The organism is Nitrospirillum iridis, assembly GCF_014205765.1.
GTDB lineage: Bacteria > Pseudomonadota > Alphaproteobacteria > Azospirillales > Azospirillaceae > Nitrospirillum > Nitrospirillum iridis.
Map to the genome: position 1 here is coordinate 70,642 of NZ_JACIIZ010000006.1, position 24,104 is coordinate 94,745.

Annotated in this window: 19 protein-coding genes and 1 pseudogene; 9 read left to right on the forward strand and 11 right to left on the reverse strand. The window is 68.0% G+C overall.

The window, feature by feature from the left end:
* Positions 1–65 precede the first annotated feature (65 nt).
* The gene (locus tag FHS74_RS12010; RefSeq protein ID WP_184800713.1) at positions 66–425 is read left to right on the forward strand and encodes a catalase-related domain-containing protein; all 360 of its coding nucleotides are present in this window, start codon (positions 66–68) and stop codon (positions 423–425) included.
* Between the two features lie 39 nt (positions 426–464).
* Here FHS74_RS12010 and FHS74_RS12015 read toward each other — a convergent pair whose 3' ends face one another.
* The 3 genes from FHS74_RS12015 to FHS74_RS12025 are packed head-to-tail and all read right to left on the reverse strand — an operon-like array spanning position 465 to position 3,777.
* A complete protein-coding gene (locus FHS74_RS12015) occupies positions 465–2,075 on the reverse strand; it encodes a DHA2 family efflux MFS transporter permease subunit (protein ID WP_343066904.1) in 1,611 nt (536 codons plus the stop codon).
* The gene (locus tag FHS74_RS12020; RefSeq protein ID WP_184800715.1) at positions 2,072–3,211 is read right to left on the reverse strand and encodes an HlyD family secretion protein; all 1,140 of its coding nucleotides are present in this window, start codon (positions 3,209–3,211) and stop codon (positions 2,072–2,074) included. The genes FHS74_RS12015 and FHS74_RS12020 overlap by 4 nt, the downstream gene beginning before the upstream one ends.
* Before the next feature lie 14 nt (positions 3,212–3,225).
* Complete coding sequence (locus FHS74_RS12025) at positions 3,226–3,777, reverse strand: winged helix-turn-helix transcriptional regulator (protein ID WP_246463081.1); 552 nt, start codon at positions 3,775–3,777, stop codon at positions 3,226–3,228.
* A gap of 119 nt (positions 3,778–3,896) precedes the next feature.
* On the opposite strand from FHS74_RS12025, the gene FHS74_RS12030 reads away from it, so the two are divergent.
* The 3 genes from FHS74_RS12030 (at position 3,897) to FHS74_RS12040 (ending at position 6,498) form a co-directional block, all read left to right on the forward strand.
* A complete protein-coding gene (locus FHS74_RS12030) occupies positions 3,897–4,391 on the forward strand; it encodes a MaoC family dehydratase (protein WP_184800719.1) in 495 nt (164 codons plus the stop codon).
* Between the two features lie 109 nt (positions 4,392–4,500).
* On the forward strand, positions 4,501–4,938 hold the full coding sequence (locus FHS74_RS12035; protein WP_343066905.1) for a 6,7-dimethyl-8-ribityllumazine synthase: 438 nt from the start codon (positions 4,501–4,503) through the stop codon (positions 4,936–4,938).
* Positions 4,939–5,091: 153 nt separating this feature from the next.
* Positions 5,092–6,498: an MFS transporter gene (locus tag FHS74_RS12040; RefSeq protein WP_246463082.1), complete on the forward strand. Its 1,407-nt coding sequence runs from the start codon at positions 5,092–5,094 to the stop codon at positions 6,496–6,498.
* Here the strand turns inward: FHS74_RS12040 and FHS74_RS12045 are convergent.
* Entirely contained in the window at positions 6,483–7,415 is a 933-nt protein-coding gene (locus tag FHS74_RS12045) for a Gfo/Idh/MocA family protein (protein WP_184800721.1), read from the reverse strand. The two genes, FHS74_RS12040 and FHS74_RS12045, sit on opposite strands and share 16 nt — an antisense overlap.
* A 211-nt stretch (positions 7,416–7,626) precedes the next feature.
* Between FHS74_RS12045 and FHS74_RS12050 the strand changes: the two genes are divergently transcribed.
* Positions 7,627–8,376, forward strand: coding sequence for an SDR family NAD(P)-dependent oxidoreductase (locus FHS74_RS12050; RefSeq protein WP_184800723.1), 750 nt, complete (start codon positions 7,627–7,629; stop codon positions 8,374–8,376).
* A 13-nt stretch (positions 8,377–8,389) separates the two neighbouring features.
* Here the strand turns inward: FHS74_RS12050 and FHS74_RS12055 are convergent, their stop codons facing one another.
* The 3 genes from FHS74_RS12055 to FHS74_RS12065 all read right to left on the reverse strand — a co-directional run bounded on the left by FHS74_RS12055 (position 8,390) and on the right by FHS74_RS12065 (position 13,044).
* The gene (locus tag FHS74_RS12055) at positions 8,390–9,061 is read right to left on the reverse strand and encodes a DUF3313 domain-containing protein (RefSeq protein WP_184800725.1); all 672 of its coding nucleotides are present in this window, start codon (positions 9,059–9,061) and stop codon (positions 8,390–8,392) included.
* Between the two features lie 192 nt (positions 9,062–9,253).
* Positions 9,254–9,835: a TetR/AcrR family transcriptional regulator gene (locus FHS74_RS12060; protein WP_184800727.1), complete on the reverse strand. Its 582-nt coding sequence runs from the start codon at positions 9,833–9,835 to the stop codon at positions 9,254–9,256.
* A gap of 179 nt (positions 9,836–10,014) precedes the next feature.
* Positions 10,015–13,044: an ATP-binding protein gene (locus FHS74_RS12065; protein WP_184800729.1), complete on the reverse strand. Its 3,030-nt coding sequence runs from the start codon at positions 13,042–13,044 to the stop codon at positions 10,015–10,017.
* Between the two features lie 480 nt (positions 13,045–13,524).
* Here FHS74_RS12065 and FHS74_RS12070 point away from each other — a divergent pair, with 480 nt between their 5' ends.
* Positions 13,525–14,163, forward strand: coding sequence for a YbhB/YbcL family Raf kinase inhibitor-like protein (locus FHS74_RS12070; protein ID WP_184800731.1), 639 nt, complete (start codon positions 13,525–13,527; stop codon positions 14,161–14,163).
* Between the two features lie 120 nt (positions 14,164–14,283).
* Here the strand turns inward: FHS74_RS12070 and FHS74_RS12075 are convergent, their stop codons facing one another.
* The gene (locus FHS74_RS12075) at positions 14,284–15,585 is read right to left on the reverse strand and encodes an MFS transporter (protein WP_184800734.1); all 1,302 of its coding nucleotides are present in this window, start codon (positions 15,583–15,585) and stop codon (positions 14,284–14,286) included.
* 170 nt (positions 15,586–15,755) lie between these two features.
* Here FHS74_RS12075 and FHS74_RS12080 point away from each other — a divergent pair, with 170 nt between their 5' ends.
* From FHS74_RS12080 to FHS74_RS12090, 3 genes are all read left to right on the forward strand, one after another.
* Positions 15,756–17,237: a FadR/GntR family transcriptional regulator gene (locus tag FHS74_RS12080; protein WP_184800735.1), complete on the forward strand. Its 1,482-nt coding sequence runs from the start codon at positions 15,756–15,758 to the stop codon at positions 17,235–17,237.
* An 81-nt stretch (positions 17,238–17,318) separates the two neighbouring features.
* Positions 17,319–19,490 carry a TonB-dependent receptor gene (locus tag FHS74_RS12085; RefSeq protein WP_184800737.1) on the forward strand — a complete coding sequence of 724 codons (2,172 nt, stop codon included), beginning with the start codon at positions 17,319–17,321 and terminating at the stop codon, positions 19,488–19,490.
* 40 nt (positions 19,491–19,530) lie between these two features.
* On the forward strand, positions 19,531–21,300 hold the full coding sequence (locus FHS74_RS12090) for a tannase/feruloyl esterase family alpha/beta hydrolase (protein ID WP_184800739.1): 1,770 nt from the start codon (positions 19,531–19,533) through the stop codon (positions 21,298–21,300).
* A 4-nt stretch (positions 21,301–21,304) separates the two neighbouring features.
* On the opposite strand, the gene FHS74_RS12095 is transcribed toward FHS74_RS12090, so the two are convergent.
* The 3 genes and pseudogenes from FHS74_RS12095 to FHS74_RS12105 all read right to left on the reverse strand — a co-directional run bounded on the left by FHS74_RS12095 (position 21,305) and on the right by FHS74_RS12105 (position 24,080).
* Positions 21,305–22,276, reverse strand: a complete 972-nt coding sequence (locus FHS74_RS12095) for a DMT family transporter (protein ID WP_211106250.1) — start codon at positions 22,274–22,276, stop codon at positions 21,305–21,307.
* Between the two features lie 92 nt (positions 22,277–22,368).
* Positions 22,369–22,644 (reverse strand): type II toxin-antitoxin system RelE/ParE family toxin, encoded by a 276-nt coding sequence (locus tag FHS74_RS12100; RefSeq protein WP_184801209.1) that lies wholly within the window; start codon positions 22,642–22,644, stop codon positions 22,369–22,371.
* A gap of 129 nt (positions 22,645–22,773) precedes the next feature.
* A pseudogene (locus FHS74_RS12105) lies at positions 22,774–24,080 on the reverse strand (IS701 family transposase).
* Positions 24,081–24,104 lie beyond the last annotated feature (24 nt).

Below are 24,104 nucleotides of genomic sequence, written 5' to 3' on the forward strand. Positions count from 1 at the left end.
TGTCGGCGTGGTTCAACCCAGCCCTGAGCCCAGCCCTGAGCCCAGCCCGGAGGAAGGTGACGAATATGGCCCGCTATCCTGCCCTGTTCTGCCTTACCTGTGGGCGCGTCGAGTCCGTTCCCGGGCGCATGCCCCTGCCGCCCCTGCCCGCCGCCGCCAATACCCCAGCGGCGGCGATCCCCCAGTCTGATGAGGGAGCACGCATCATGGCCAACATGAACGCCTTGTTCGGGCTGCTGAGCCCGGCGCAGCGCGCCATCCTGATGGATGACGTCGCCGCCTCCATGCGAGGATTGCCGCCCGCCCTGCAGCAGCGCCAGCTGGCCCATTTCGGCCGTACCGACCCCGCCTATGGCGCCGGCCTGGCCGCCCGCCTGGGCCTGAACGCGCCGGCGCTGGCGGAGGCAAGCAATCAGGCCGGGTGATCGCCCACCCGGCCTGATTGAACAGAGCCACAATTCCCATCAGTGCGCGTCGGCCGACGGCCCTTTGGGCGGCGCCACCTTGCGCATGGCTGGCACCAGCAGCGTGGCGATGACGAAGCACATGGTGATGACCAGGAAGGCGTCGGCATAGGCCATGGTCTGCGCCTCGCGATAGGCCAGGGACCACAGCTGTTTCAGCGCCGCCCCCTGCCCGCGCGTCACGTCGCCGCCCAGCGTGGCCACGTCCGACGCCCCAACCTTGGCCACCAGGGCCCGCATGGGATCGCTGGCGGGCGTCAGATGTTCCGCCAGGCGCAGGAAGTGCAGGTTGGTGCGGTCGTTCAGGATGGTGCCGCAGACGGCGATGCCGATGGCGCCCCCCAGGTTGCGCATCAGGTTGAACAGCCCCGAGGCCTGCTTCAGCCGGGACGGCGCCAGGCCGCCCAGGGTCAGGGTGACGACGGGCGCCACCGCGAACTGCTGGGAGAGGCCACGGAAAGCCTGGGGTATCAGCAGCTCCCGCCAGCCCCACTCATGCGTGATGGGGGTGAAGTTCCACATGCTGAGGGCGAAGCCGCCGAGGCCCACCATCATCAGCCAGCGCAAATCCACCCGCTTGGCCAGGACGGTGTAGAGGGGAATGGCGCTGACCTGGAACAGGCCGGTGGAGAACACCGTCAGGCCGATGTCCAGCGCGCTGAACCCCCGCACCCGGCCCAGGAACAGGGGCGTCAGGTAGATGGTGGCGAAGATGCCGATGCCGGTGATGAAGGAGAACAGGCAGCCCAGGGCGAAGTTGCGGCTTTTCAACGCCCGCAAATCGACCACCGGGTTGGCGCAGGTCAGGCTGCGCCAGATGAAGGCGACACCGGCGACGCCGGAGATCCAGGCCGTCAGCCGGATCGTTTCGTCATCGAACCAATCCCAGCGCGGCCCTTCCTCCAACGTGTATTCCAGGCAGCCCAGGAAGATCGCCATCAGCACCATGCCGGCATAGTCGGCCCCCTTGATCAGCGACCAGTCAGGCTCATCAATGCGCACCAGCAGGGGCACGACGATGGCGACGAACAGGCCCGGCACCAGGTTGACGAAGAACAGCCAGTGCCAGGAATAATGGTCGGTGATCCAACCGCCCACCGTCGGGCCCAGGGTGGGGGCCAGCGAGGACAAGGCGCCCACCGTGGCGGCGGCCACCACCACGCGGGGGCCGGCGAAGAAGGCGAAGGCGGAGGTGAAGACCATGGGGATCATGGACCCGCCCAGGAAACCCTGCAGCGCCCGGAAGGCGATCATGCTCTGGATATCCCAGGCCCAGCCGCACAGCAGGCTGGTCAGGGTGAAGCCGGCGGCGGAGACGGCGAACAGCCAGCGGGTGGACATCACACGCGCCAGCCAGCCGGACAGGGGGATGACGATGATCTCCGCGATCAGATAGCTGGTCTGGACCCAGGCCGTCTCATCGGTGCCGGCCGACAGGCCACCCCCAATGTCGCGCAACGACGCGGAGACGATCTGGATATCCAGCAGCGCGATAAACATGCCCACGCACATGACGGCGAAGGCGAAGATCTTGGCGCGGGGCGACAGCTCCTTGCGTTGCGGGGCGGCCATCGCCGCCCCCGGTCCCCCGGCCGTTGCGGCGGCGCTCACGGCGCCGTCGTCCCGGGCGCGGCCAACGTGTGCTGAACGGCACCTTCCTTGGTGTTGATGGCGGCTGTCACCGACAGGCCGGGGCGCAGGCTGCCCAGCAGGCTGCCCTCGCCATCCAACAGGATGCGCACCGGCACGCGCTGCACGATCTTGGTGAAGTTGCCGGTGGCGTTTTCCGGCGGCAGCACGCTGAACTGCGCGCCGGTGGCCGGCGCCATGCTGACCACCCGGCCGTGGAATTCCCGACCCGGCAGCACGTCGGCCTCCACCAGTACCGGCTGGCCGGCCTTCAGGCCCGCGATCTGGCTTTCCTTGAAATTGGCGTCCACCCATAGGCCTTGCGCCGGCACGATGGCGATCAGCTGCGCCCCCACGGTGGCATAGGCGCCGGACCGGGCGCTGCGGTTGCCCACCGTGCCATCGATGGGCGACCGCAGCTCGGTATAGCTGAGGTTCAGCTGGGCGGTGTCGCGATCGGCGATGGCGCCGGCCAGCGCCGCCTCCGCCTGACGCTTCTGGGTGTCGATGACATCGATCTGGCGCTGGGCGGCCTGTAGGGTGGCCGTGGCCTTGTCGCCATTGGCCACCGCCTGCTTGTAGGCCGCGTCCGCCTTCTCGAACGCCTGGGCCGAGGCCGCGGCCGTGGCCGACAGGGCGCGGTAGCGGTCCTGGTCGTACCGGGCACGGTCGGTCTCGGCCTTGGCCGCCCCCACCCCAGCGGCGGCCTGGCTGATGACCGCCTGCTGCAGGCGGCGCTGGGCATCCAGGTTGGCCAGCGTCGCCTCCTGCGCTTCAACGGCGGCGGTGGCGCGGGCCAAGGCGGCACGGTAGTCGCGGTCGTCCAGCTTCAGCAGCAGGTCGCCGGCGTGCACCGCCTGGTTGTCGGTCACCGCCACGCGGGCGATGAAGCCCGACACCTTGGGCGCGATCACCGTAACGTCGCCGCCAACGTAAGCGTCGTCCGTGCTTTCAATGAAGCGGCCCGCCGTCCACCAGTCATAGCCATAGGCGGCGACGGCGACACCGATGCCGAGACCCAAGGCGGTAAGAAGAAGCGTGCGGCCCAGGCGGCGGGCTTTCATAGGCGTGCCGGCATCCGCCCGGCCGTTCTGCTGCTCATACATCTGCGTGGTCATGGGATGGGCATCCTTCAAGCGGCGTCGGCCGCGTTGGCGGCGGGCTTGGTTTCAGGCGCTGGGGTCGGTTCGCGGGCGGGCCAAACCGGATAGCGGGCCTTGGTCCGCGCATCGGCGGCGGGCCCAGCGACGGTGCGGAAGGCGGGCCAGGTCAGGGGACGACCGCTGTGGCGATCAATCAGCAGCGGATCGGCCGGGGCGCCGGTGGCGCTGTCGACCAACTGGATGGCCGTCCCCTCGGGCGCGAAGTGTTTGTTGCCCCAGGCCATGATGGCCCACAGCACCTGGCGGAAATCCTGGCCGGCGGGGGTCAGCACATATTCATGACGCAAGGGACGGGTGCTGTAGGGGCGCTTTTCCAGCAGACCGTCGGCCACCAGGGCGTTCAGCCGGCGGGTCAGCATGTTGGGGGCGATGCCCAGGTTCTTCTGAAACTGGTCGAAACGGCTGGCGCCCAGGAACGCCTCGCGCAGAATGAGAATGCTCCACCATTCCCCCACCCGCTCCAGGCTGCGACCGATGGGGCATTGTGGATTGAGCGGGCTGTTGTGCTGCATGACGGCCATCTCTATGTTGCTTTCATAATGAAAGCGACGAGTGCCATATAGCTCTAGTTACTTTCATTATGCAAGTTACAAACCTGGCCCTTTCCGGCCCAAAACCCTGTGACGGGAGCAAACCACCCATGTCCGAAACGGCGACGCCCTCCACCCCCACCCTCGATGCCGGGAAGCTGTACCTGGATGACCTGGCCGCCGGTCAGCGCCACGTCACCGGCAGCCACACGCTGACCGCCGACGCGATCAAGGCCTTCGCGGCGCAGTTCGACCCCCAACCCTTCCACCTGGATGAAGACGCGGCCAACCGCAGTTTCTTCGGTGGCCTGGCGGCCAGCGGTTGGCACACGGCGGCCGTGACCATGCGGCTGATGGTGGACGGCCTGCCCATCGCCGGCGGCGTTATCGGTGCCGGCGGGGAAATCAGCTGGCCGGCCCCCACCCGGCCCGGCGACACCCTGCAAGTCCATTGCGAGATCCTGGAGGTGCGCCCCTCCCGCTCACGGCCGGACCGGGGCATGATCACCATGCGCAGCGAGACCCGGAACCAGCGGGGCGAGACGGTGCAGGTGCTGACCACCAAGGTGGTGGTGTTCCGCCGGCCAGCGGCGGCGGTGGGCTGATCCGCCGGATGGGTAGCGCCCCTTCCTTCCCCCACACGGGTGTTTTGGTCATACTGCCGCGCGGCGGCGCCGGAATGGTCACCGCCGCGTCATATCGGGAGTAGAATCCGTGTCCAAGAAAAGCGGGGTCGCCATCGTCGTCGGCTCCTTCCACAAGAACGAATGCGAGACGATGCTGGCCGCCGCGGCCGGCGCCATCAAGGAACGCGGCATGGACCTGCGCGCCGTGGTGCGTGTGCCCGGGTCCTATGAAAAGCCGCTGGCCACCAAGCGCCTGCTGCTGCGCGACGATGTCGACGCCGTGGTGGTGCTGGGCATCATCGAACATGGCGAGACCGCCCACGGCCGCGTCATGGGCCAATCGGTCAGCGACGCGCTGGTCACCCTGCAACTGGAGTTCATGAAGCCCATCGGCGTCGGCATCATTGGCCCCGAGGTGTTCCCCACCCAGATCCAGCCCCGCCTGGTGGGCCATGCCGTGGCCGCCGTCGCCGCGGTCGAGGTCATGCTGGCCGGCGCCGAATCCCCATACGAGATCGGCGCCTGACCGAGTCCGGTCCCACGGCGACCGGGCGGCGGCATGGCACGCCAGCGCTTTCGGCGCGCCTATCCGGCCGGCACTTCGACTATCCCAGGCGGGTGATGCGAGCCGCCCGGCTCCCCGGTTCGGGACAAGGCGGCGCCTGCCTGGGATGGGTCAATGACCGCTGACGCGATGGACGCCCCGAAAACAGTCCCGGCCGACGGCCTGCCCGACCGGCCCCGGTTCTGGGCCATGGCCGCCATCCTGACGGCGGTGGGCATGGCCACGCTGGACACCGCCATCGCCAACACGGCGTTGCCCACCATCGCCGGCGACTTCCGGGCCACCGCCGCCGATTCCGTGTGGGTGGTGAACGCCTATCAGCTGGCGGTGGCCGCCGCCGTTCTGCCGCTGGCGTCCCTGGGCGACCTACTGGGACAGAAGCGTGTCTACCTGGCCGGCCTGGCGTTGTTCGCCCTGTCGTCGCTGGCCTGCGGCCTGGCCACCACGCTGCCCCTGCTGGAGGTGGCGCGGGTGGTGCAAGGCCTGGGGGCGGCGGCGATCATGAGTGTCAATCTCGCGCTCATCCGCCATATCTATCCCGCCCGCATCATGGGCCGGGGCTTCGGTCGCAACGCCCTGGCGGTGGCCATTTCCTTCGCCGTGGGGCCGACGGTCACCTCCACCATCCTGTCGATGGCCACCTGGCACTGGCTGTTCCTGGTGAATGTCCCGTTCTGCCTGTTGGCGCTGGGGTTGGGCTACGTCACCCTGCCCACCATTCCGCCGTTGGGCCACCGCTTCGACCGGGTCGCGGCCCTGCTGACGGCGGGCCTGTTTGCCCTGTTGGTGCTGGGCATGGGAGAGGCGGCGCACGCCGCCCCCTGGCCGCAGGTGTTGGCCGAACTGGCGGGCGCGGCGTTGTGCGGCTTCCTCCTGCTGCGCCGGCAACGGGGCCATCCCGCCCCCATGCTGGCCATCGACCTGTTCCGCAACCGGGTCTTCACCCTGTCGGCCCTGACATCGATCTGCACCTTCACGGCGCAGGGCCTGGCCTTCGTCGCCCTGCCCTTCCTGTTCCAGTCGGTCATGGGCCGGTCGGCGGTGGAAACGGGCCTGCTCATCACCCCCTGGTCGGTGGTGGTGGCGGTGATGGCCCCCATCGCCGGCAAGCTGTCCGACCGCTATCCCGCCGGCATCCTGGGCGGATTGGGCCTGGCGATGCTGTGCCTGGGCATGGCGCTGACGGCCCTGATGCCGGCCCACCCGTCCAGCCTGGACATCGCCTGGCGCCTGGGCGTCTGCGGCGCCGGCTTCGGCTTTTTCCAGTCACCCAACCTGAAGGCCATCATGAGCAGCACGCCCCTGCACCGCAGTGGCGGCGCCAGCGGCATCGTCGCCACCTCGCGCCTGCTTGGCCAGTCGACCGGGGCCGCGCTGACCGCCGCCTGCTTCGGCCTGCTGGCCAACCACGACCTGACCTATGGCGCCACCCTGGCGTTATGGTTGGGCGCCCTCGCCGCCGGCGCCGCCAGCGTCGCCAGCTTCCTGCGCCTCACCGTGAAGCCTCAGCCGGCCGCCTGACGCTGAACCTCTTCCACCACCACCTCGCACAGGCGGTGGGTCTCCAAGGCGTCGCGAGCGCTCAACACCCGGCCGGCGCTCAGCGCGGCCAGGAAATGGTCCACCGCCTGGCGGATGCCGCGCTGGTCGGCGACGGGAGTCCAATCGCCCCGCCGGTTGCTCGTCTGGGTCCCGGCCTCGGCGACATGCATCTCGGCCAGGTCGACGATGCGGTGGCGCAGGGCCTGGCCATCCCGCCCCATGCCCGACACCTCCAACACCTCCTCATTCACACCCGCGACACGGTTCATGGTGCCGATGGCGGTGCAAGCGGTGGCCCCGGTCCCACCCGAGAGGGTCAGCACCACATGGTGCAGCAGGCCATCGATCACCCGGGTATCCACCCGCAGGTCGCGCACCGGCGCCGGCAGCAGGAAGCGCAACGTGTCCACCACATGGATGAAGTCGTCGAACACCACGGTGCGGGGCGGGTCGGCCAGGTCCACCCGATGCTTCTGCATCAACACCAGGTCGCGGGGAACGCCCGCCAGGGCGGCGTAGGCCGGGGCGTGGCGACGGTTGAAGCCCACCATCAGGCTGACACCGCGCGCCTCCGCCAGGGCCACCAGCCGTTCCGAGGCGGCGCCCGTGTCAGCCAGGGGCTTGTCCACGTAGGTCGGGATGCCGGCCGTCAGCAGGCGGGTCACCAGCTGCTCGTGCGCGGCCGTGGCGGCATGGACGAAGGCGGCGTCCACCCCGTCGAGCAACAGGGTGTCGAAGTCGCTATAGACCTGGGGCACCCGCCAATCGGCCGCGACCGCGTGGACCTTGGCCGCGTCTCGCGACATCAAGGACAGAGTGATGTCCCTGCGGGTCGCCAACACCGGCAGGTAGGCCTTGCGGGCGATGTCGCCCACGCCGATCATTGCCACGCGCATGCATCCCCCCTGGGTAGTCCCGATCATCCAGGCCCCCACCCTACCGCCCCGACCGGTTGGAAAACCAGCGGCGGCGAGGCGTGATATCGCATGCACTTTCAAAATAGGGCCTGAATTGTACAAGCGGCGACAGCCGAACAGCGGCACCCTGCGCCTCAAAAGCGGCCCTTCAACCCGCCTGCGGCACCCTCCATCCCCGGAAACGACTGGCATGAGAAAAAAATTGGCCGGCAAGGTGGCCTTGGTTACCGGCGGCTCTCGCGGCATCGGGGCGGCGACGGCGAAGGCCCTGGCTGGTGAAGGGGCGGATGTGGCGATCAGCTATCTGGCCTCGCCCACCCTGGCTGACGCGGTGGTACGGGACATGCGCGCGCAAGGGCGGCGGGCGGCGGCGTTCAAGGTGGACCAGGGCGATATCCAGGAGGTGGAGGACCTGGTCCGAAGCGTGGTGGCCCAGTTCGGCCGCCTGGACATCCTGGTCAACAACGCCGGCATGTTCGCCACCGGCGACGTGGATGATCCCGACAGCGATATCGAGGCGTTGACCCGGCAGCACACGGTGAACTTCAACGGCGTGGTCACCGCCATCCGCGCGGCATCGCGCGTGCTGGCCGATGATGGCCGCATCATCACGGTGGGGGCATGCGTGGCCAGCCGCGTGGGCTTCCCCGGCCTGGCCGACTATACCGCCGCCAAGGCGGCCGTCGCCGGCTACTGCAAGGGGGCCGCCCGAGATCTCGCCCCCCGCCGCATCACCGTCAACGTGGTCCAGCCCGGGTCCATCGACACCGACCTGAACCCCGCCAACGGCCCGTACGCCGCCGTCCAGATGGCGGCCAACGCCTTCGGCCGCTACGGCACGCCGGAGGAGGTGGCGGCCGGCATCGTCTTCCTGGCCAGCCCCGACGCCTCCTTCGTCACCGGTTCCGTCCTGACGATAGACGGCGGCTACGGGGCGTGACCGCGCCGGCCGATCAGGTGCCGGGGCTCAATTGGTCGACCAGGGCCTCGGCCCCCTTCTCGATACCGGTCTTGGCCGCCCCCAGCGCGCCGAAACTGGCACCGATGTTCATGGCGCCGGGGTACTGCTTGGTGATGTAGGCGGACAGCAGCTTGCCGCTGGCGGCGTCCTGGATCTCAACGGCGTACACGACCGAACCGCTGACCATCCCCTGGCGTCCCCGGACGGCCTGCACGCCGTTGTACAAGCCGCCCGCCAGGTCGAAATGGCTGAAGGGCCCGATCACGGCCGGTGTGGTGGTCGCCCCGGTCAACGTCAAACGGACGCGCAGGGTACCCCGCCCCGCCGTGCCGGCGATCTGAAAGCGTGTCGCCAGCTTCTCCCGGAACTGGGCCTGCATATAATCGGCCAGCTCCACCTTGTCCTTTTCCTCCATATCACCGAACTGGCCATCGGCACCGTAATAGATCGCCACCGGATCGATGATCACCTTGGTATAGGACCGCCAGTCCACCGGCGTGGAATAGCGATAGGGAACGCGGCCGCTGTCATCGGATGGGTCGGGCCGGAGATAGGGGGCGGAGGCGATATCCCGATACGGGGCGGGATCGATGCTGCCGCAGCCGGCCAAAAGGGCGCACGCGGCCATCAGCGGCAACAGCCGCCGGGTCAACAACAGGGACATTGGTGTCTCCACAAGGGCATGGGGGCGCTGTTCCGGCCGGAAGGACCGGCCGAATCAATCGCGCGATGAAAGCAACGACGTACCGCGATGGTCGGCCAACAGGCGACCGATCGCCGAGCGCCACCCTAGCAATCCATAAACAATCCGTCTAGTCGGTTTTTGTGATTTCCTCCCGTCGGGAGTTGGACGGCCTTAAAACGCCTTGGCACCCGCGCCGGCCGCCGCCCAACGCCGGCTGTCGGCCAGCAGATCGAACAGGCGCGCCCGCTCTTCATCCCCCAGTGGCGAAAGCCCGAAGATGGTCGTGACAGCCAAGCCCTGGGCCGCGACCCAGCGCAGCGTCGCCAAATCGGGATCCGCGGCCTCCGCCCGGATCCTTTCCACCACAGGGGCGGTTTCCGACCGCACGGTCGACAGCAACTGGGGATCTTCCGCCATCGCCCCCAACAGCGCAAACGCCACCGAGTGGGGGTTCGACACCACGTCGCGCAGGGTTTCGATATGCGCCACAAGCTGGGCCTCGGGATGATCGGGCCCCAGCTTCGCCAGCAGGGCACGGGTCACGTCGGCGGAATAGACCATCTGGTGTTCAAGCAGGGCCTCCAGCACCGCCTGCTTGGTCTTGAACTGATGCATCACCCCGCCCTTGCTGATGCCGCTTTCCCGCGCGATGGCGTCCAGCGTCAACTTGCCGGCCCCATCTCGGGCAATGATGGTCAGTGCCGCCTTGATGACGGCGGCGCGGGTACGTTCTGAACGGGTGGCGTTGTCCATGGGGGCGCTCGTGGGGATGGAACGGATGTACCGGTGGCGGCGATCCCGCGATGGTCCGGCAACGGTAGTGATCCGATTACCCCGTCGACACGGGAAAGGCAATCCGACTGGTCTGTTTCCGCCGTGGGGCGGATCGCCCGAAGGCGGAATCGCCTTTGGGCGTGCGCAACCGGCTATAGCTAACAGGCCACACCGGGGGCCCGAAACGGTATGACCTCCGCTTCCCAGCCCTGGCGCGACGGCGGGCGCGGGGCGCCAGGCGCTGCCACGCCACCCTCCCGCAGGCTAGCCGGCGGCGGATTGGCCATGTCCTGGGTCAGACCGGCCAGCAGATGGCGGGCGACGGCCAGATCGGCGGTGTCGAAGCCTTCGGTAAAACGGCTGTAGACGCCGCTGAGCAAGGCATGGGCATCGGTCTGGCGCCCCTGGCCACGCCACAGCCGCGCCAAGCTGGTGGCGGCCCGCAATTCCCAGGATAGGGCGCCCTGCCGCCGGGCCCAGTCCAGAGCCTCGTGGAAATACGCCTCGGCGCCCATCACATCATCGCCCAGCAACAGGTCACCCTTGACGCGCAGCAGTTCCGGCATGCACCAGCGGATGCCGCCCGCATCGGACCGGGCCAAGGCCTGATCCACCGCCTGCAGCCCCTCGCGCACCTGCCCGGCCCGGCCCAGGCATTCCGCCCAATCACCCAGATAGCCGACGTAGCGCAGGGCGAAATTAAGGTCCGCCAGATCCTCCAAGGCGGCGCCCATGCCGGCCAGGCCGGGGGCCGTCGCTTCCCGGGCGACATGCAGCCGATGCCTGAAATACCGTCCAAGGACGGCCCACGGCCCCAAGCCGTGGCGGGTGGAATGATCCTGCAGCAGGCTGACATAGCGGTCGGTCGCCGTCAGATCCCCGACCAGCAAGGCCACCTGGCAAGCGGCGGTGGCCAGCACGTAGCCCAGCGTCAGGGCATGGTCCATCGCCCGCGCCTCCTCGACCGCCGTGCTCATCATGGCCATCGCCTGCTCCGGGCAACCCTGGATCCATAGGATGACTGACAGCGGCACGCTGGCCGCCACCCGCTGGTCATACTGATAACGGACGAGATGGCCCCGATGGGCGGGCCGGACATAGCGCCTCAGCCCCTCCTCGATATGGTGGCGGGCGGTCGCGTGATCGCCGATCAGGTGCAGGGCGAAGCCGCGGATGCGGTCGGCCGCCATCAAGTCCACAGGATCGCCCGACCGGGCCGCCACCAGCCGGAAACGATCCGAAATCTCCAGCGCCCGGGCGTAGCGGCCCTCGTTGAAGGTTTCGACGAACAATCCCCAAAGGGCGCGCAGTTGATAGTCCAAATTGTCCAGCCGTTGCGCCAGAGCCAGCGCCTGGTTCAGCGCCGCCCTGATTTCCGGCCCGGGGCCCTTGGTGTAAATCAGCGACAGGCCCAGCGCCGTCAGCAGGCGCAGGATGCGGTCGGCCTCGGCCCCCCGAACCGCGTCCGCCGCCATCATGCCGGGCGGCATCTGGTCCAGCGCGCGCCTCACCCCTTCCCGGCACTCGTTCATCAGCGACAGCTGCATCCACAGCGGCACGGCGGCGGCGGTCAGGGCGATGCCCAGGCTGGCGTCGCCCTCCGGGCCAAAGGCCCAAAGCAGGGCCGCCCGCAGGTTGTCGACCTGCCGGCCGTGGACATCCAGCCATTCCGCCGTCGGCCGGCGGTCCCATTCCTGTTCCGCCCGAACCAGCAGGTCGCGATGGCATTCCGCATGTCGACGCCGCACCTGTGCCAGGTCACCACTTTCCGTCAGTTTCTCCAGGGCATAGGCCCGCGTCATCTCCAGCAACCGGTAGGTGATCTGGGCGCCACCAGCATCGGAGACCAAGAGGGACTTCGCCACCAGATTCGCCAGCGCCGCCAGAACGTCGGCCTGGTTCAGCGCCGCATCGCCCGCCACGGCGGCGGCGGATTCCATGGCGAATCCACCCGCGAATACCGACAGACGGTGCAGCACGGCACGTTCCACCGCCGGCAGCAGCTCATAGCTCCAGTCCAGCATCGCACGCAGCGTCTGGTGCCGGGGCAAGGCCGTGCGCCGCCCCCGCACCAGCAGGGCGAAACGGTCGTTCAGACGGGCGGCCAGGCCCCGCAGGCCGAACAGGTCCAAACGCGCCGCCGCCAGCTCGATGGCCAGCGGAATGCCGTCCAGGCCCCGGCAGATTTCCACCACCAGGGGCACTTCCGCGTCACCGAAGCAAAAGGTGTCCACACTGGCCGTGGCCCGCTCGACAAACAGCTCCACCGCCGAAAAGGTCATGGCTTGCGCCGCGTCCAGGGTGGCGGTCACCGGCGGCGTCTCCAGCGACGCCAGGCGTTGCACCCATTCCCCCTCGGCCAGCAAGGGCTCCCGGCTGGTGGCCAGGATATGCACGCCGGGCGCCCCGCGCAGCACGGCTTCGGCCAGGACGGCCGCCGTGCCCACCACGTGCTCGCAGTTGTCCAGGACCAGCAACAGCCGCTTGTCCCGCAGGATGCCGGCAAGGTCGGCGATGGAATCGATGGCCACACCCAGGGCTCCGGCCAGGACGCTGGCGGCCAACGTGGCGTCGGCGAGGGTGGCGTTGTTCACCGGCGCGAAATCGACAAAGCGCACACCATGTTCGTAACCCGGCGCCAGTTCCTCGGCCAACGCCAAGGCCACCGTCGTCTTGCCGATGCCGCCCGGCCCCACCAGGGTGATGAAACGCCGCGCCGGCAGTTGCCCGGCCAGCGCGCGGATGATGGCCGCCCGGCCGACCACCCGGGTCAGGCGCACCGGCAGGTTGTGGGGGACGCTCAAAGCGACCGGGGGGGCCGCCAGCGGGGGCGGGTGGTCCCCTTCTTCCAGACGGGTGATGGGTGCCACGAAGCAATAGCCGCGCCCGGGAATGTTGGCAATGTAGCGGGCGCCGTCGCGCCCATCGCCCAAGGCCTTGCGCAGGGCGGCGATATTGACCCGCAGGTTGGCGTCATCAACGTGGGTGTCGGGCCAGACATTGGCGACCAATTCGTCCTTGGCCACGACCTGGCCGGCCCGCTCCGCCAAAACGACGAGAATGTCCAAGGCCCTGCTGCCCAGACGCAAAGGTACGTCGCCATCCAGCAGGACCTTGCGGCCGGGAACAAGCCGAAAGGGACCGAACGTGAGTATCCGTTCGAAGCCTGAGCCAACCGGACCGGTCATGCCATGCCCCCCACGGCCCCACGCCCCCTTCCCACAGCCACAGGCGGCCAACGACACCGGACAGGCCGACGCCTATCATTCACCGGCGAAATAACTCAAGGGATGCTGTCCCAGGAAAGGGGATTGAGCAATTGTTCTTGCGGCAATACCCCCTTAAGACAGCAGGAATTGAAAAAAAGCGCGCCATTCTCCTATACGCGGACCGATTTGGCGCTTCACCGTTACTCGTGAGCGCGCGCACCGAATCCTTGCCCGGGGCATCTTACAAAAAAATACAGCGCTTAATTCGCCCCCATGGGCCACGGCGGGCAAACTTCCCTCATCGCAAAATCGGCCCTGGGGTCGCGTATGGGAGGTGGCGGTGGACGGGGACGCCCCCCGCCCAGCCACGCGCGTGCGCGGCGCTTGGCCAAATGATTGAAAACATCTTGAGTTTTGCACGCTTTATCGTGCCATATGCGGGGGTTAAGAAGGGACCCCATGCAGATCACCAGCAACAGTTTCCGTGACGGTGGCCGCCTGCCAGACGCCTGCGCCTTCGCCGTCGCCTCGCCCGCCGGACGTGTCCGCCCAGGCCCGAACCGCAATCCGCACATCGCATGGAGCGATCCGCCGGTGGGAACGCGCTCCTTCGTGCTGACCATGTATTGCCCCGACGCCCCCCACCGCTGGCACGATGCCAACCGTCACGGGCGGACCCTATCGCCCGACATGCCGCGTGTGCCCTTTCATCATTGGATCCTGATCGACCTGTCCCCCCGGCTGCGGGAAATCAAGGAGGGACGGCACAGTGCTGGCATCACCAACCGGGGCAAGGCCGGCCCTTCGGCGCCGGAAGCGGGCGCCCGCCACGGGATGAACGACTTCACGATACTGTTCTTGGAGGACCGCGCGCGCATCGGCGACTATTACGGCTATGACGGTCCCTGCCCGCCGTGGAACGACAGCATCTTCCACCGCTATATCTTCACCATCCATGCCCTGGACATCCCGCGGCTGGCGGTGGTCGGCCCCATCAACAGCACATCCACCCTGCTGGCCATGACCGGCCATGTCCTGGGCCAGGCCAGCATGGTGGGTGGGTATTCGCTGAACCCGGCCCTGCTTGGCACCAACTAGAGCAGATCGCCCAAAGGTGGAATCGCCTTTGGGCGTGAAGCTGCTCGCGGACAGACTCAGCTATAGCCGGCTGTGGTTCCGATTAAACGCAGCCGGCTATAGGCTGTGACAACCGGGCCCTCAGGGCCCCAGCGTCTCCACCGCCACCGCGACCGTGGCGCGCCCACGCAGGGGATAGAGGGCTGCCAAGCTGATGATGGCCGCCACCGTCAGGTAGAGCCCGACATACGGCAGGCCGCCCGATTGGGCCAGGGACTGCGCCAGCACGGGCGCGATGCCGCCGCCCAGGATGCCACCCAGGTTGAAGGTCATGGAGGTGCCGGTATAGCGCACCCGGGCCGGGAACAGGCTGGGCAGCCAAGCGCCCAGCGGGCCATAGACAAAGCCCATGACCAGCAAAGCCAGGCAGAGGAACAGGGCGACGATGGCGAGGGAGCCGCTGGCCATCATGGGCGCCAGCACCAGCCCGACCCCCACCGTCATGACGCAACCGGCCATCAGCACACGGCGCGGTGACGCCTTGTCCGCCCACCAGCCCGCCAGGACGATGCCCAGGGCCAGGAACAGGATGGCCCCCAACTGCACCCCCAGGAAGGCGGTGCGGCTGTAGCCCAGGGTGGTGGTGCCGTAGCCGAGCGCGAAGGCGGTCGCGAGGTAGAACAGGGCGAAACAGACGATGGCGGCGAAGGTGCCGCCGATGGTCTGGCGGGGATAGTCGCGGGCCACCTCCGCCAGAGGGACGGTCGGCGGCGGCGCCTCCTGCAGCGCCTGGGCGAAGGCGGGGGTCTCCGTCAGCTTCAGGCGCACCCACAGGCCCAAAAGCACCAGCACGGCGCTGCCCAGGAAGGGGAGGCGCCAGCCCCAAGCCTGGAACTGGCCGGGCGTCAGCAACTCCCCCAGCAGCAGGAACAGGCCGTTGGCGGCGATGAAGCCCACCGGCGCGCCGATCTGCGGGAACATGCCATAGCGGGCGCGGTGGCTGGGCGGCGCGTTCTCCACCGCCAGCAGGACGGCACCACCCCATTCGCCACCCAGGCCGAAACCCTGGCCGAAGCGCAGCACACACAACAGCGCCGGCGCCAGCCAGCCGATGCTGTCATAGGTGGGCAACAGCCCGATCAGCACCGTGGACCCGCCCATCAGCAACAGCGACGCCACCAGGGTGGACTTGCGGCCGACGCGGTCACCGAAATGGCCGAAGACGATGGAACCCAGGGGACGCGCCAGGAAGGCGATGCCGAAGCTGCCATAGGAGAGCATGAGCTGCGCCGAGGGGGACGCCGCGGGAAAGAACAGCGGCCCGAAGACCAGCGAGGCGGCCGTGGCATAGATGTAAAAATCATAGAACTCGACCGCGGTGCCCACCAGGCTGGCCACCAGCACACGCGCCGATGACGGACGCCCCCGTCCCTGTGCCGCCATCGCAGCCCCCTCTCTCAAGCAACTTCCCGGATCCGGTATGACCGCCATGGGCAACGGGGTCAAGGCGCGCCGCCGAGCACGAAGCGGCATAAGGCGCATTGACAAAAGTTATGCTTTATAACAGTGTTTACTCAACACGGTCCGCAGAGGCCGGCACGGGGAGACCTGACATGGGACAGCCGCACCACCGCCTGTCGATCCCGACAACCGCCCCCGTCGTCCTGGCGCTCAATCCCGCCGTGGACAGGACCGCGGCCTGGATGAAGACCGCCTATTACGCCGCCATCGCCACCGAACTGGAGGATGAGGCCGGCCTGGGCGCCATCACCGCCGCCGCCATCGAGGACGCGCTGGTGGAGCACGGTTGGCCCGTGAATGCCGTCTGCGGGCCGGAGGGCATGCTGGCCAGCAATTTCAACGTCAGCGTCCGCCTGGCCCGGCAAGCCTTCCGCATCCTGGAAACGCGTGGCGCGTGCCGCATGCGGCGGGGCCCGGCCGGCGGCCTGGTCGTGCAACTGCCCCAGCGTGTTGATGCCGCCCGCGCGCTGGCCAGCCACATGCGCTGGACCGGCGCCACCCCGGCGGAGGTGTGGGCGGCCCGCCGGCTGATCGAGCCCATGGCCCTGGGCCTGGCCGCCACCAACCGCCGCCATCTGGACCTGCCCTTGGACACGGGCCGGCTGCCCCTGGGCAGCCTGGTGGGCAATCCCTGTTTCGCCCTGGCTTTGGACAGCCTGGAACAGTTTCCCGGCGGATTGGGCACGACCGTCACGCAGGTCCGCAAAGCCCTGCGCGACGCCGTGGAGCGGGGTGACGACAGGGATGCCGGGTGCTTGGCCATGGCCGACCTCGACGCGCGCGTGGCGGCCTATGCCCAGGCGCACGGCGCTGATTGGCCGCTGCACCACGCGGAGCAGGCCGTCAACGGCAATGACCCGCACCGCAACCTGGCCACCGCCGTCGCCCGGCGCATTGGCGCCGACCTGCGGCATGACCGTTGCCGCGACCATGATCGCCTCGGTTCGCTGGCCGACTTGGCGGAGCGCTATCACGCCAGCCTATCAGTGATGGTCGAGGCGGTGCGCATCCTGGAGGATCTGGGCGTGGTGGAAAGTCGGCGCGGCCGGGGCGGCGGCGTGGTGTTGTCGGTGCCGTCACCCGCCTGCGTCATGCGCCTGGTCCACGGTTTCCTGGCCGCGTCCCGCGTCGATCGCCTGCAATGCGACGATTTCACCGACGCGCTGAACGCTGCCGTCATCGAACAGGCGGCAACGCTGCCAGCCGGGGGCCATGCGCGCGGCCTGGATGCCACCGCGCACGGGATGCGCGGCGCGGAAGGCGGCACCGCGATGCTGCTGTATCTGGAGATGATGCGCACCGTCTACGACATGGTCGGCAACTCGGTGCTGCACACTCTCATCCGCTGTTTCGCGGGCCACAAGACCCGCGTCTACGCCCGTGACGTGGGCATCCTGGTGCGGCACGACCATTATCCCGAACTGATGCTGGCCGGACAGACCATCATTCAAGGCGTGCTGGCCCGCGATCCGGCGCTGGCCCGCCAGGGCCAGGATATCACCGCCGCCACCTGCCGCATGGTGCAGTCCCAACGACTGGCCATCGGCGACCGGCGCATTGTGGGCTCTATTTAGCGGCCCGTCCCTTTTCTAGACTGATCAACAGGCGCCCCCGGCCCAGGGATGCGTCCAAAAAATAAACTGGGAGGCTCTCAAATGGTGAAACATACTTTCCATGGCACATTGACCTTGTGGGGGTCGGCCATGGCCCTGTGCCTGTCGACCCCGGCCCTGGCCCAGTCCGTCAGCGATACGCTGGAGGACATCGTGGTGACGGCCGAACGCCGTACCGAGAATTTGCAGAACGTGGCCATCGCCGCCACCGCCATCAGCGGCGACAAGCTGTCGGAGAAGGCGATCACCCGCCTGTCTGACCTGCAATTCGCGTCCCCCGCGCTGACCGTCACCGACGCCGGCCTGACCCAATCGGTCAACATCCGCGGCATCGGCCTGGCCAGCGGATCGCCCCAGGTGGCCAACGGTGTGGCCACATATGTCGACGGCCTGTTCCAGCCGCCCATCGTCACCACCAACAGCTTCTACGACATCGCGAATGTCGAGGTTCTGCGCGGCCCCCAGGGCACGCTGGTCGGGTCCAACTCCACCGGCGGCGCCATGTTCATCACCAGCAAGAACCCTGTGCTGGACCGGGTGGAAGGCTACGGCGAGGTGGGCTACGGAAACTACGCCACGGTGGCGACGCAGGGGGCGCTGAACATCCCGCTGACCGACACGTTGGCCGTACGCGTCGCCGCCAACCATCGGGAGCACGACAGCTACTATGACGATGTCGGCCCCAACAACAATCATCCCGGCGCGTTGAATGAAACCGACGGCCGCCTGGGCGTGCTGTGGCGTCCCGGCGCCTTCCAGGCCCTGCTGAAGGTGGAGGCCGCGAACAAGAACACCGGCGGCTACGCCTACCGCCCCATCCAGGGCACCCAGTACGCCAGCGACGCCGTGCCCGGCATCCGCAACCTCGACTACAACGCGCCCACCCAGAATTCCGAGCGCGCCATCATCAACAGCCTGGAACTGCGCTACGAGTTCGACGACGGCATCACCGTGCGCTCACTGAGCGGCTTCCAGAACAAGCGCATCAACAACCTGTACGACAGCGACGCCACCGAAGCCGCGACGCAGACCCAGCAGCAGTACGTGCGCGAACGCGAGTGGACGGAGGAGGTCAACGTCCTGTCACCCACCGATGGCCCCTTCAACTGGATCGTCGGCGGCTATTACCAACGCAACAAGATCGACGTCGACATCCTGAACATGAATGCCGGCTTCCCCACCAATATCGGCACCAAGAACAACAAGTTGACCACGGGCGTTTTCGCCCAGGGCGGCTACAAGATCACGCCCGACCTGGAGGTGCAGGTGGGCGCCCGGGAAAGCTGGTTCCATGTGACGGGCGATGGCGGCGTTTATATCGGGCGGGGCATCCCGGGCTTCCCCGCCAACGGTTTGCAGGTGGCCGACACCGCCGGCCGGCACGACGACAGCATGCCCACGGGCAAGGTGGCCCTGAACTGGAAGCCTGACGCCGATACCCTGGTCTACGCCTTCGCGGCACGCGGCTACAAACCAGGCGGCTTCAATTCCTCAACCTCGGAATTCAGGCCGGAAACGGTCTGGGACTATGAAGTGGGCTGGAAATCCACCTTCCTGGACGGTCACCTGCGCACCCAGCTGGGTGCCTTCTACAACGATTACAAGGGCTTCCAGTTCGGCCGCATCGACCTGACCACCGGCCAGAACGGCGTCACCAACCTGGCCGACGCCACGATCAAGGGGGTGGAGGGCCAGGTGCAGGCCAAGTTCGGCGGCTTCGGCGCCGATGCCGGCTTCGCCTATGTCGACAGCCAGTTGGGATCGGTGACGGTGGTCAACACCCGTCTGCTGCCCTCCGGCACATTGGGGCCGCAATGCCCAACCGGCACCGCATCCAACCCGCCGGTGTGCTTTGACTATAGCGGCTATCTGCGCACCGGCGGCGGCGGCGCGAATCTGTTCTCTCCCAAATGGACCTACAACGCCGGCGTCGATTACACCGTGGAACTGCCGAACGGCATGACACTGACCCCGCGTCTGAACGTCGCCTATGTCGGGTCCAGCTATACCGACATCCTCTATTCCCGCGTCACCGACTATCTGGCCGGCCACACCCTGCTGTCCGCCCTGATCACCCTTCGGTCAGGTGACTGGACAGTGGAGGCCTACGGCACCAACCTGACCGACCGCAAATACGTCACCGGCCAGTCCGGCAATAACGAGTTCTACGGGGCGCCCCGCGAATACGGCGTCCGCCTGCATCGCGAGTTCTGAGCGCCCATCAAAAAGGCCCTGAGACGGAGAGAGAAACACCATGCCCCATCATTCCCGGACATCGGCCTTGCGCCTGTCGGTGGCGACCCTACTGGTGACCGCAGCACCACTGGCCCTGTCCACCGGCGCGCAGGCGGCGGAGGCGGACCTGAAAGGCCGTTGCTTGGCGCTGGAGAAGGTCATGTCCGGCCATTGGCCGGACGCCAGCACCCGTATCGTCTCCGCCACGCCCCAGCCCGCCGGCCCCGTCACCCTGCCGCCGATGATGCCCGGCGCCCCCGGCACGCCGGTCCAATTGCCCGAACATTGCGAGGTCTATGGCATCCTGCATGAACGCACCGGCGTGGACGGCCAGGCGTACGCCATCCGCTTCCATGTCCGCCTGCCCGCCGCCTGGAACCAGGGCTTCTTCTTTCAGGGTGGCGGCGGCACCAATGGCGAGGTCGGCAACGCCATCGGCCCCACCCTGTCGGACACGCCGCCGGCCCTGGCCCAAGGCTATGCCGTCGTCAGCCAGGATTCCGGGCACGACAACCAGCGCAACACCGACCCGACGCATGGCGGCACGGCGGCCTTCGGCTTCGACCCCCAGGCGCGGGCCGATTACGGCAACGCCTCGCTGAAGCCGGTGGCGGATGCCGCCAAGGCCCTGGTCGCCGCCTTCTATGGCAACGCCCCGCGCCGGTCGTACTTCGTGGGCTGTTCCAAGGGCGGCGAGGAGGGCATGGTCTTCGCCCAGCAGCATCCCGAGGAATTCGACGGCATCATCGCCGCCGCCCCCGGCTTCGCCCTGCCGCGCGCGGCGCTGGCCCAAGCCTGGGACGTCCAGGCCTTCGCCCCCCTGGCCAAGGGACCGGATGGCCAGCCCAGCTTCACCCAGTTCGCCAGCGCCTTCAGCGATGCCGATCTGGGGTTGGTGCGTGACGCGGTGCTGGAGGCGTGCGACGCCGACGACGGCGCCAAGGACGGCATCGTCGGCACCTTCGCGCAGTGTACCGCCGCGAAGGTCGCCCCCGCGCTGAAGGCCCGCACCTGCGCGCCCAATGCCCAAGGTGCCGCCAAGGCCGACGGCTGCCTGACCCCCGCCCAGGTCACCGCCATCACCCAGTCCCTTGGCGGGCCGCGCACCAAGGCCGGCCAGGCGATCTACAGCGACTGGCCCTGGGACGGCGGCGTGGGCGCGCCCGGCTGGCGCGTGTGGAAGCTGGGCATCCCCGACAGGGTGCCCGCGCTCAACGTCATGCTGGGCGCCGCCTCGCTGTCCTCCGTCTTCACCGTCCCGCCCACGCCCCTGCCCGCCGACCCGCAGTCGGCGCTGCGGTGGCAGCTGGGCCTGGACATGGACCAGGTGGCGGGGCAACTGACGGCCACCAGCGCCACCTTCCCCCGGTCGGCCTGGCAGGACGTCTCCGCCCATTCGGCCGACCTGTCGGCCTTCAAGGCGCGGGGGGCCAAGCTGATGGTGCCGCATGGCGCCTCGGACCCCGTCTTCTCCATCAACGACACCATCGCCTGGTGGCGGGAGGTGGACGCGAAACAAGGCGGCAAGGCGGCGGACTTCGTCCGCGTCTTCCCCGTGCCGGGTATGAACCACTGTGCCGGCGGCCCCGCCACCAGCCATTATGACGCCTTCGGCGCCCTAGTGCGGTGGGTGGAGCAGGGACAGGCGCCCGATCGCCTCAACGCCAGCGCCGGGCCCGACACCCCCTGGCCCGGGCGCACCCGGCCCCTATGCCCCTACCCCAAGGTGGCGCGCTACAAGGGCTCGGGCGACCTGAACAGCGCCGACAGCTTCGCCTGCGACCTGTAACAACTCATGCCGCTTCCGGGGTCACGGCCTCGGAAGCGGCTTGCGGTTGGCGGTGGTGCCGGCCGACGCACAGGGCCACGCTGGCGACCAGCGCCAGGATGGCCAAGCCTTCCATCAGGGTGGGCCAGCGTCCGTCCCAGAGGAAACCGTAAAGCAAGGCGAACAGGGTTTCGAACAGGATCATCTGCCCCGTCAGGGTGAGGGGCAGCAGTCGGCTGGCCCGGTTCCAGAAGGCGTTGCCCAGCACGCTGGCGCCGATGGCCACCCCACCGCTGACGCCCCAGAACAGCGCCCAGTCGCCCGGCGCGTGCGGGACGCCACCCCAGAGGAAGGCGGGTGCGGCCAAGCCCAGGGCCAGGGTACCGGTGGCAACGCCCGTCAGCAGCGACCAGTCATGCGCCGAAACACTGGGCAAGCGCGTCAGCCAGCGGCTGTTCAGCACGGCATACAGGGTCCAGGACACCAGGGCGCCAGCGGCGCAGGCGAGGCCCAGCAGCCGCTGCGCGGTCGTCAGTCCCCCCTCCACCGGCCGGCCCAGCAGGTCGATGCCGATCAGCGAGACGCCGATAGCGCCCAGCGCCAGCGGCAGCACCAGGGCGCGCAAGGGCACCGCCCCTTGCTCCCGGCTGCCCACCAGGGTGACGGCCATGGGCAGCAAGCCGATGATCAGCGAGGTGGCGGCGACCCCGGCCAGATGCACGGCGCTGGCGACGAAGACGTAGTAGACGATGTTGCCCAGCAGGCTGAGCCGCAACAGGGCCAAAGCTTCCGTCCGTCCCACCTTGGGCGCCAGCGCCCGCCAGCGCGGCAGGATCAGCACCACGGAGATCAGGCCGTACAGCAGGTAGCGCGACGCGGACAATTGCATCGGCGAAAACGCGTGCAGCACGCGGGGGCCCAGGAACACCGTTCCCCAGAACGCCCCCGCCAGCACCCCATAGCCCATCCCGGCCAGAATGGCCCTGTCCATCTTCATCAGCGTCACTCCATCGTCGCGCCCAGGTTGGCGACAGGGCGACGACGCTTATAGACGAATGCTCGCGTTGTTTGGGCCAGGGCTACCGCCGTTCAGGGATAGTGTTGCCGCGTGTGCAGAACCGCCAACACCTCGATATGGGTGTCCCGCACCTCGTAAATCACGATATAGTTTGGATGGGCGACAATCTTGCGCGTGCCCGGTACGCGGCCCGGACGGAAAATATACCGATGCGTAGCGGCGGGGAGGACCGAATCCTCAATCACCTGCCGCATTCCACGGGCAGCGAAAGGATTGCGCTCGGCGATGAATGCAATGATCCGCGCCAAATCATTCCGGGCCGATTCGCGCCAGGAGATGACCAGCATCACGGGGCCCTACTTCTACTATGTCATAAAATGCGCCTTTGGTGGCAGCAAGGGCAGCGAGGCAGAGCCTTGGCGAGAGCCATCGCGATGGTTATGCGCATGGTGGCGATGGAGGTTGGCACGTGGCGCTCAGGCCGTGTGGGTGGCGCCTCTTGGCGTGTAGCCTTTGGAAATGTCAGGCGCTTTGATGCTCCCGGCTTTGGCAGGAGCTGAGGGGGGAATCGCGGCTCGTTCGCGGAGCAAGAAGCGTAAGCGGCGATGCAGAGGGTGGCGTGGTGGTGGAATCCACGCCACCCCCGGCCCTCATAATGGCCGAGGCCGAGTTCCTGCTTGAGTTCGAGGTAGTCGCGCTCGATGCGCCAGCGCAGCTTGGCGGTATCGACCAGTTCCGGTAGCGGCGTCGTTTCCGGCAAGGTTGACAGCCAATACTTGACGGGCTCGTCCTCTCCCTCCGGCCATTCGATGAGCAGCCATTCCGCCGGCCGCCCTTCGGAGCGCTCATTGTCGCGATGGGCGGGATGGGTCCGGACGGCGGCGAAGCGGGAGGTGAGCGGGGTGTTGGTGCCTTCGCGCCAGGTGACGGTCTGCCACGCTTCCGGTGCCAGGCCGGTGGCCAGGGCCTTGGCCGACACCGGTTCGTGTCCAGGGCCGCGGCGAAGCCGCGATGGGGGTCGTCCCTTGCCGCTCCAGGGCTTGGGCGGCAGCGGCGCCACACCCGGCGGCCAGACGGTGACCGTCGATTGGACGCCAGCGACATAGGCCAAGCCCAGCGCGCTTATCCCATCGCGCAGATCGGTGTCGGTGCCATAGCCGGCGTCCATCAGCACCACACCGGGAGGCAGGCCAGCCGCCATCGCCGCCCGGACCTGGTCCAGGGCGATGGCCGGCTTGGTCTGGAAGGTGACGGCTTCGGGTACGCCGGCCTTGATCCGCAAGGCCGGATCGTTGGCCCAAGCCTCCGGCAGGTAGAGTTGGAAGGCGACAGGAAGGCTGGCATGGTCGGAGGCCACCGACAGCGATACGGCGACCTGGCAATTGTCCTGCTTGCCCAGTTAGCCACAATACTGCCGGGCCACGCCGACGGAATGGCGGCCCTTCTTGGGCATGCCCGTATCATCGATGATCCAGGCCCGGATCGGGCCACGGCTTTACAACGCCGGTAACACCAAGTCCCGCACCGCCCCCAGCACCGCCACATCATCCCAGGCTGCCTTGGCGACGAAGTGGTGCAGGGACTGGTGCGCGGCCCCGACACGCCCTGGCTCCACCAGCGCCGCCATCGACTCCACGCTCTTGCGCTCCCCCGGAAGCATCAGCCCGGTGCAGTAGCTTCGAAACGGGGCCATTCGATCCGCATGACCCAAGGTCGATGCGACGTGGTCAACATAAGCCGCAAACCGTGTGTCGCTGGTGCCATCCGGCGCTGGAGATGCCATCCACCCCCCGAACAGAGCGTGAAT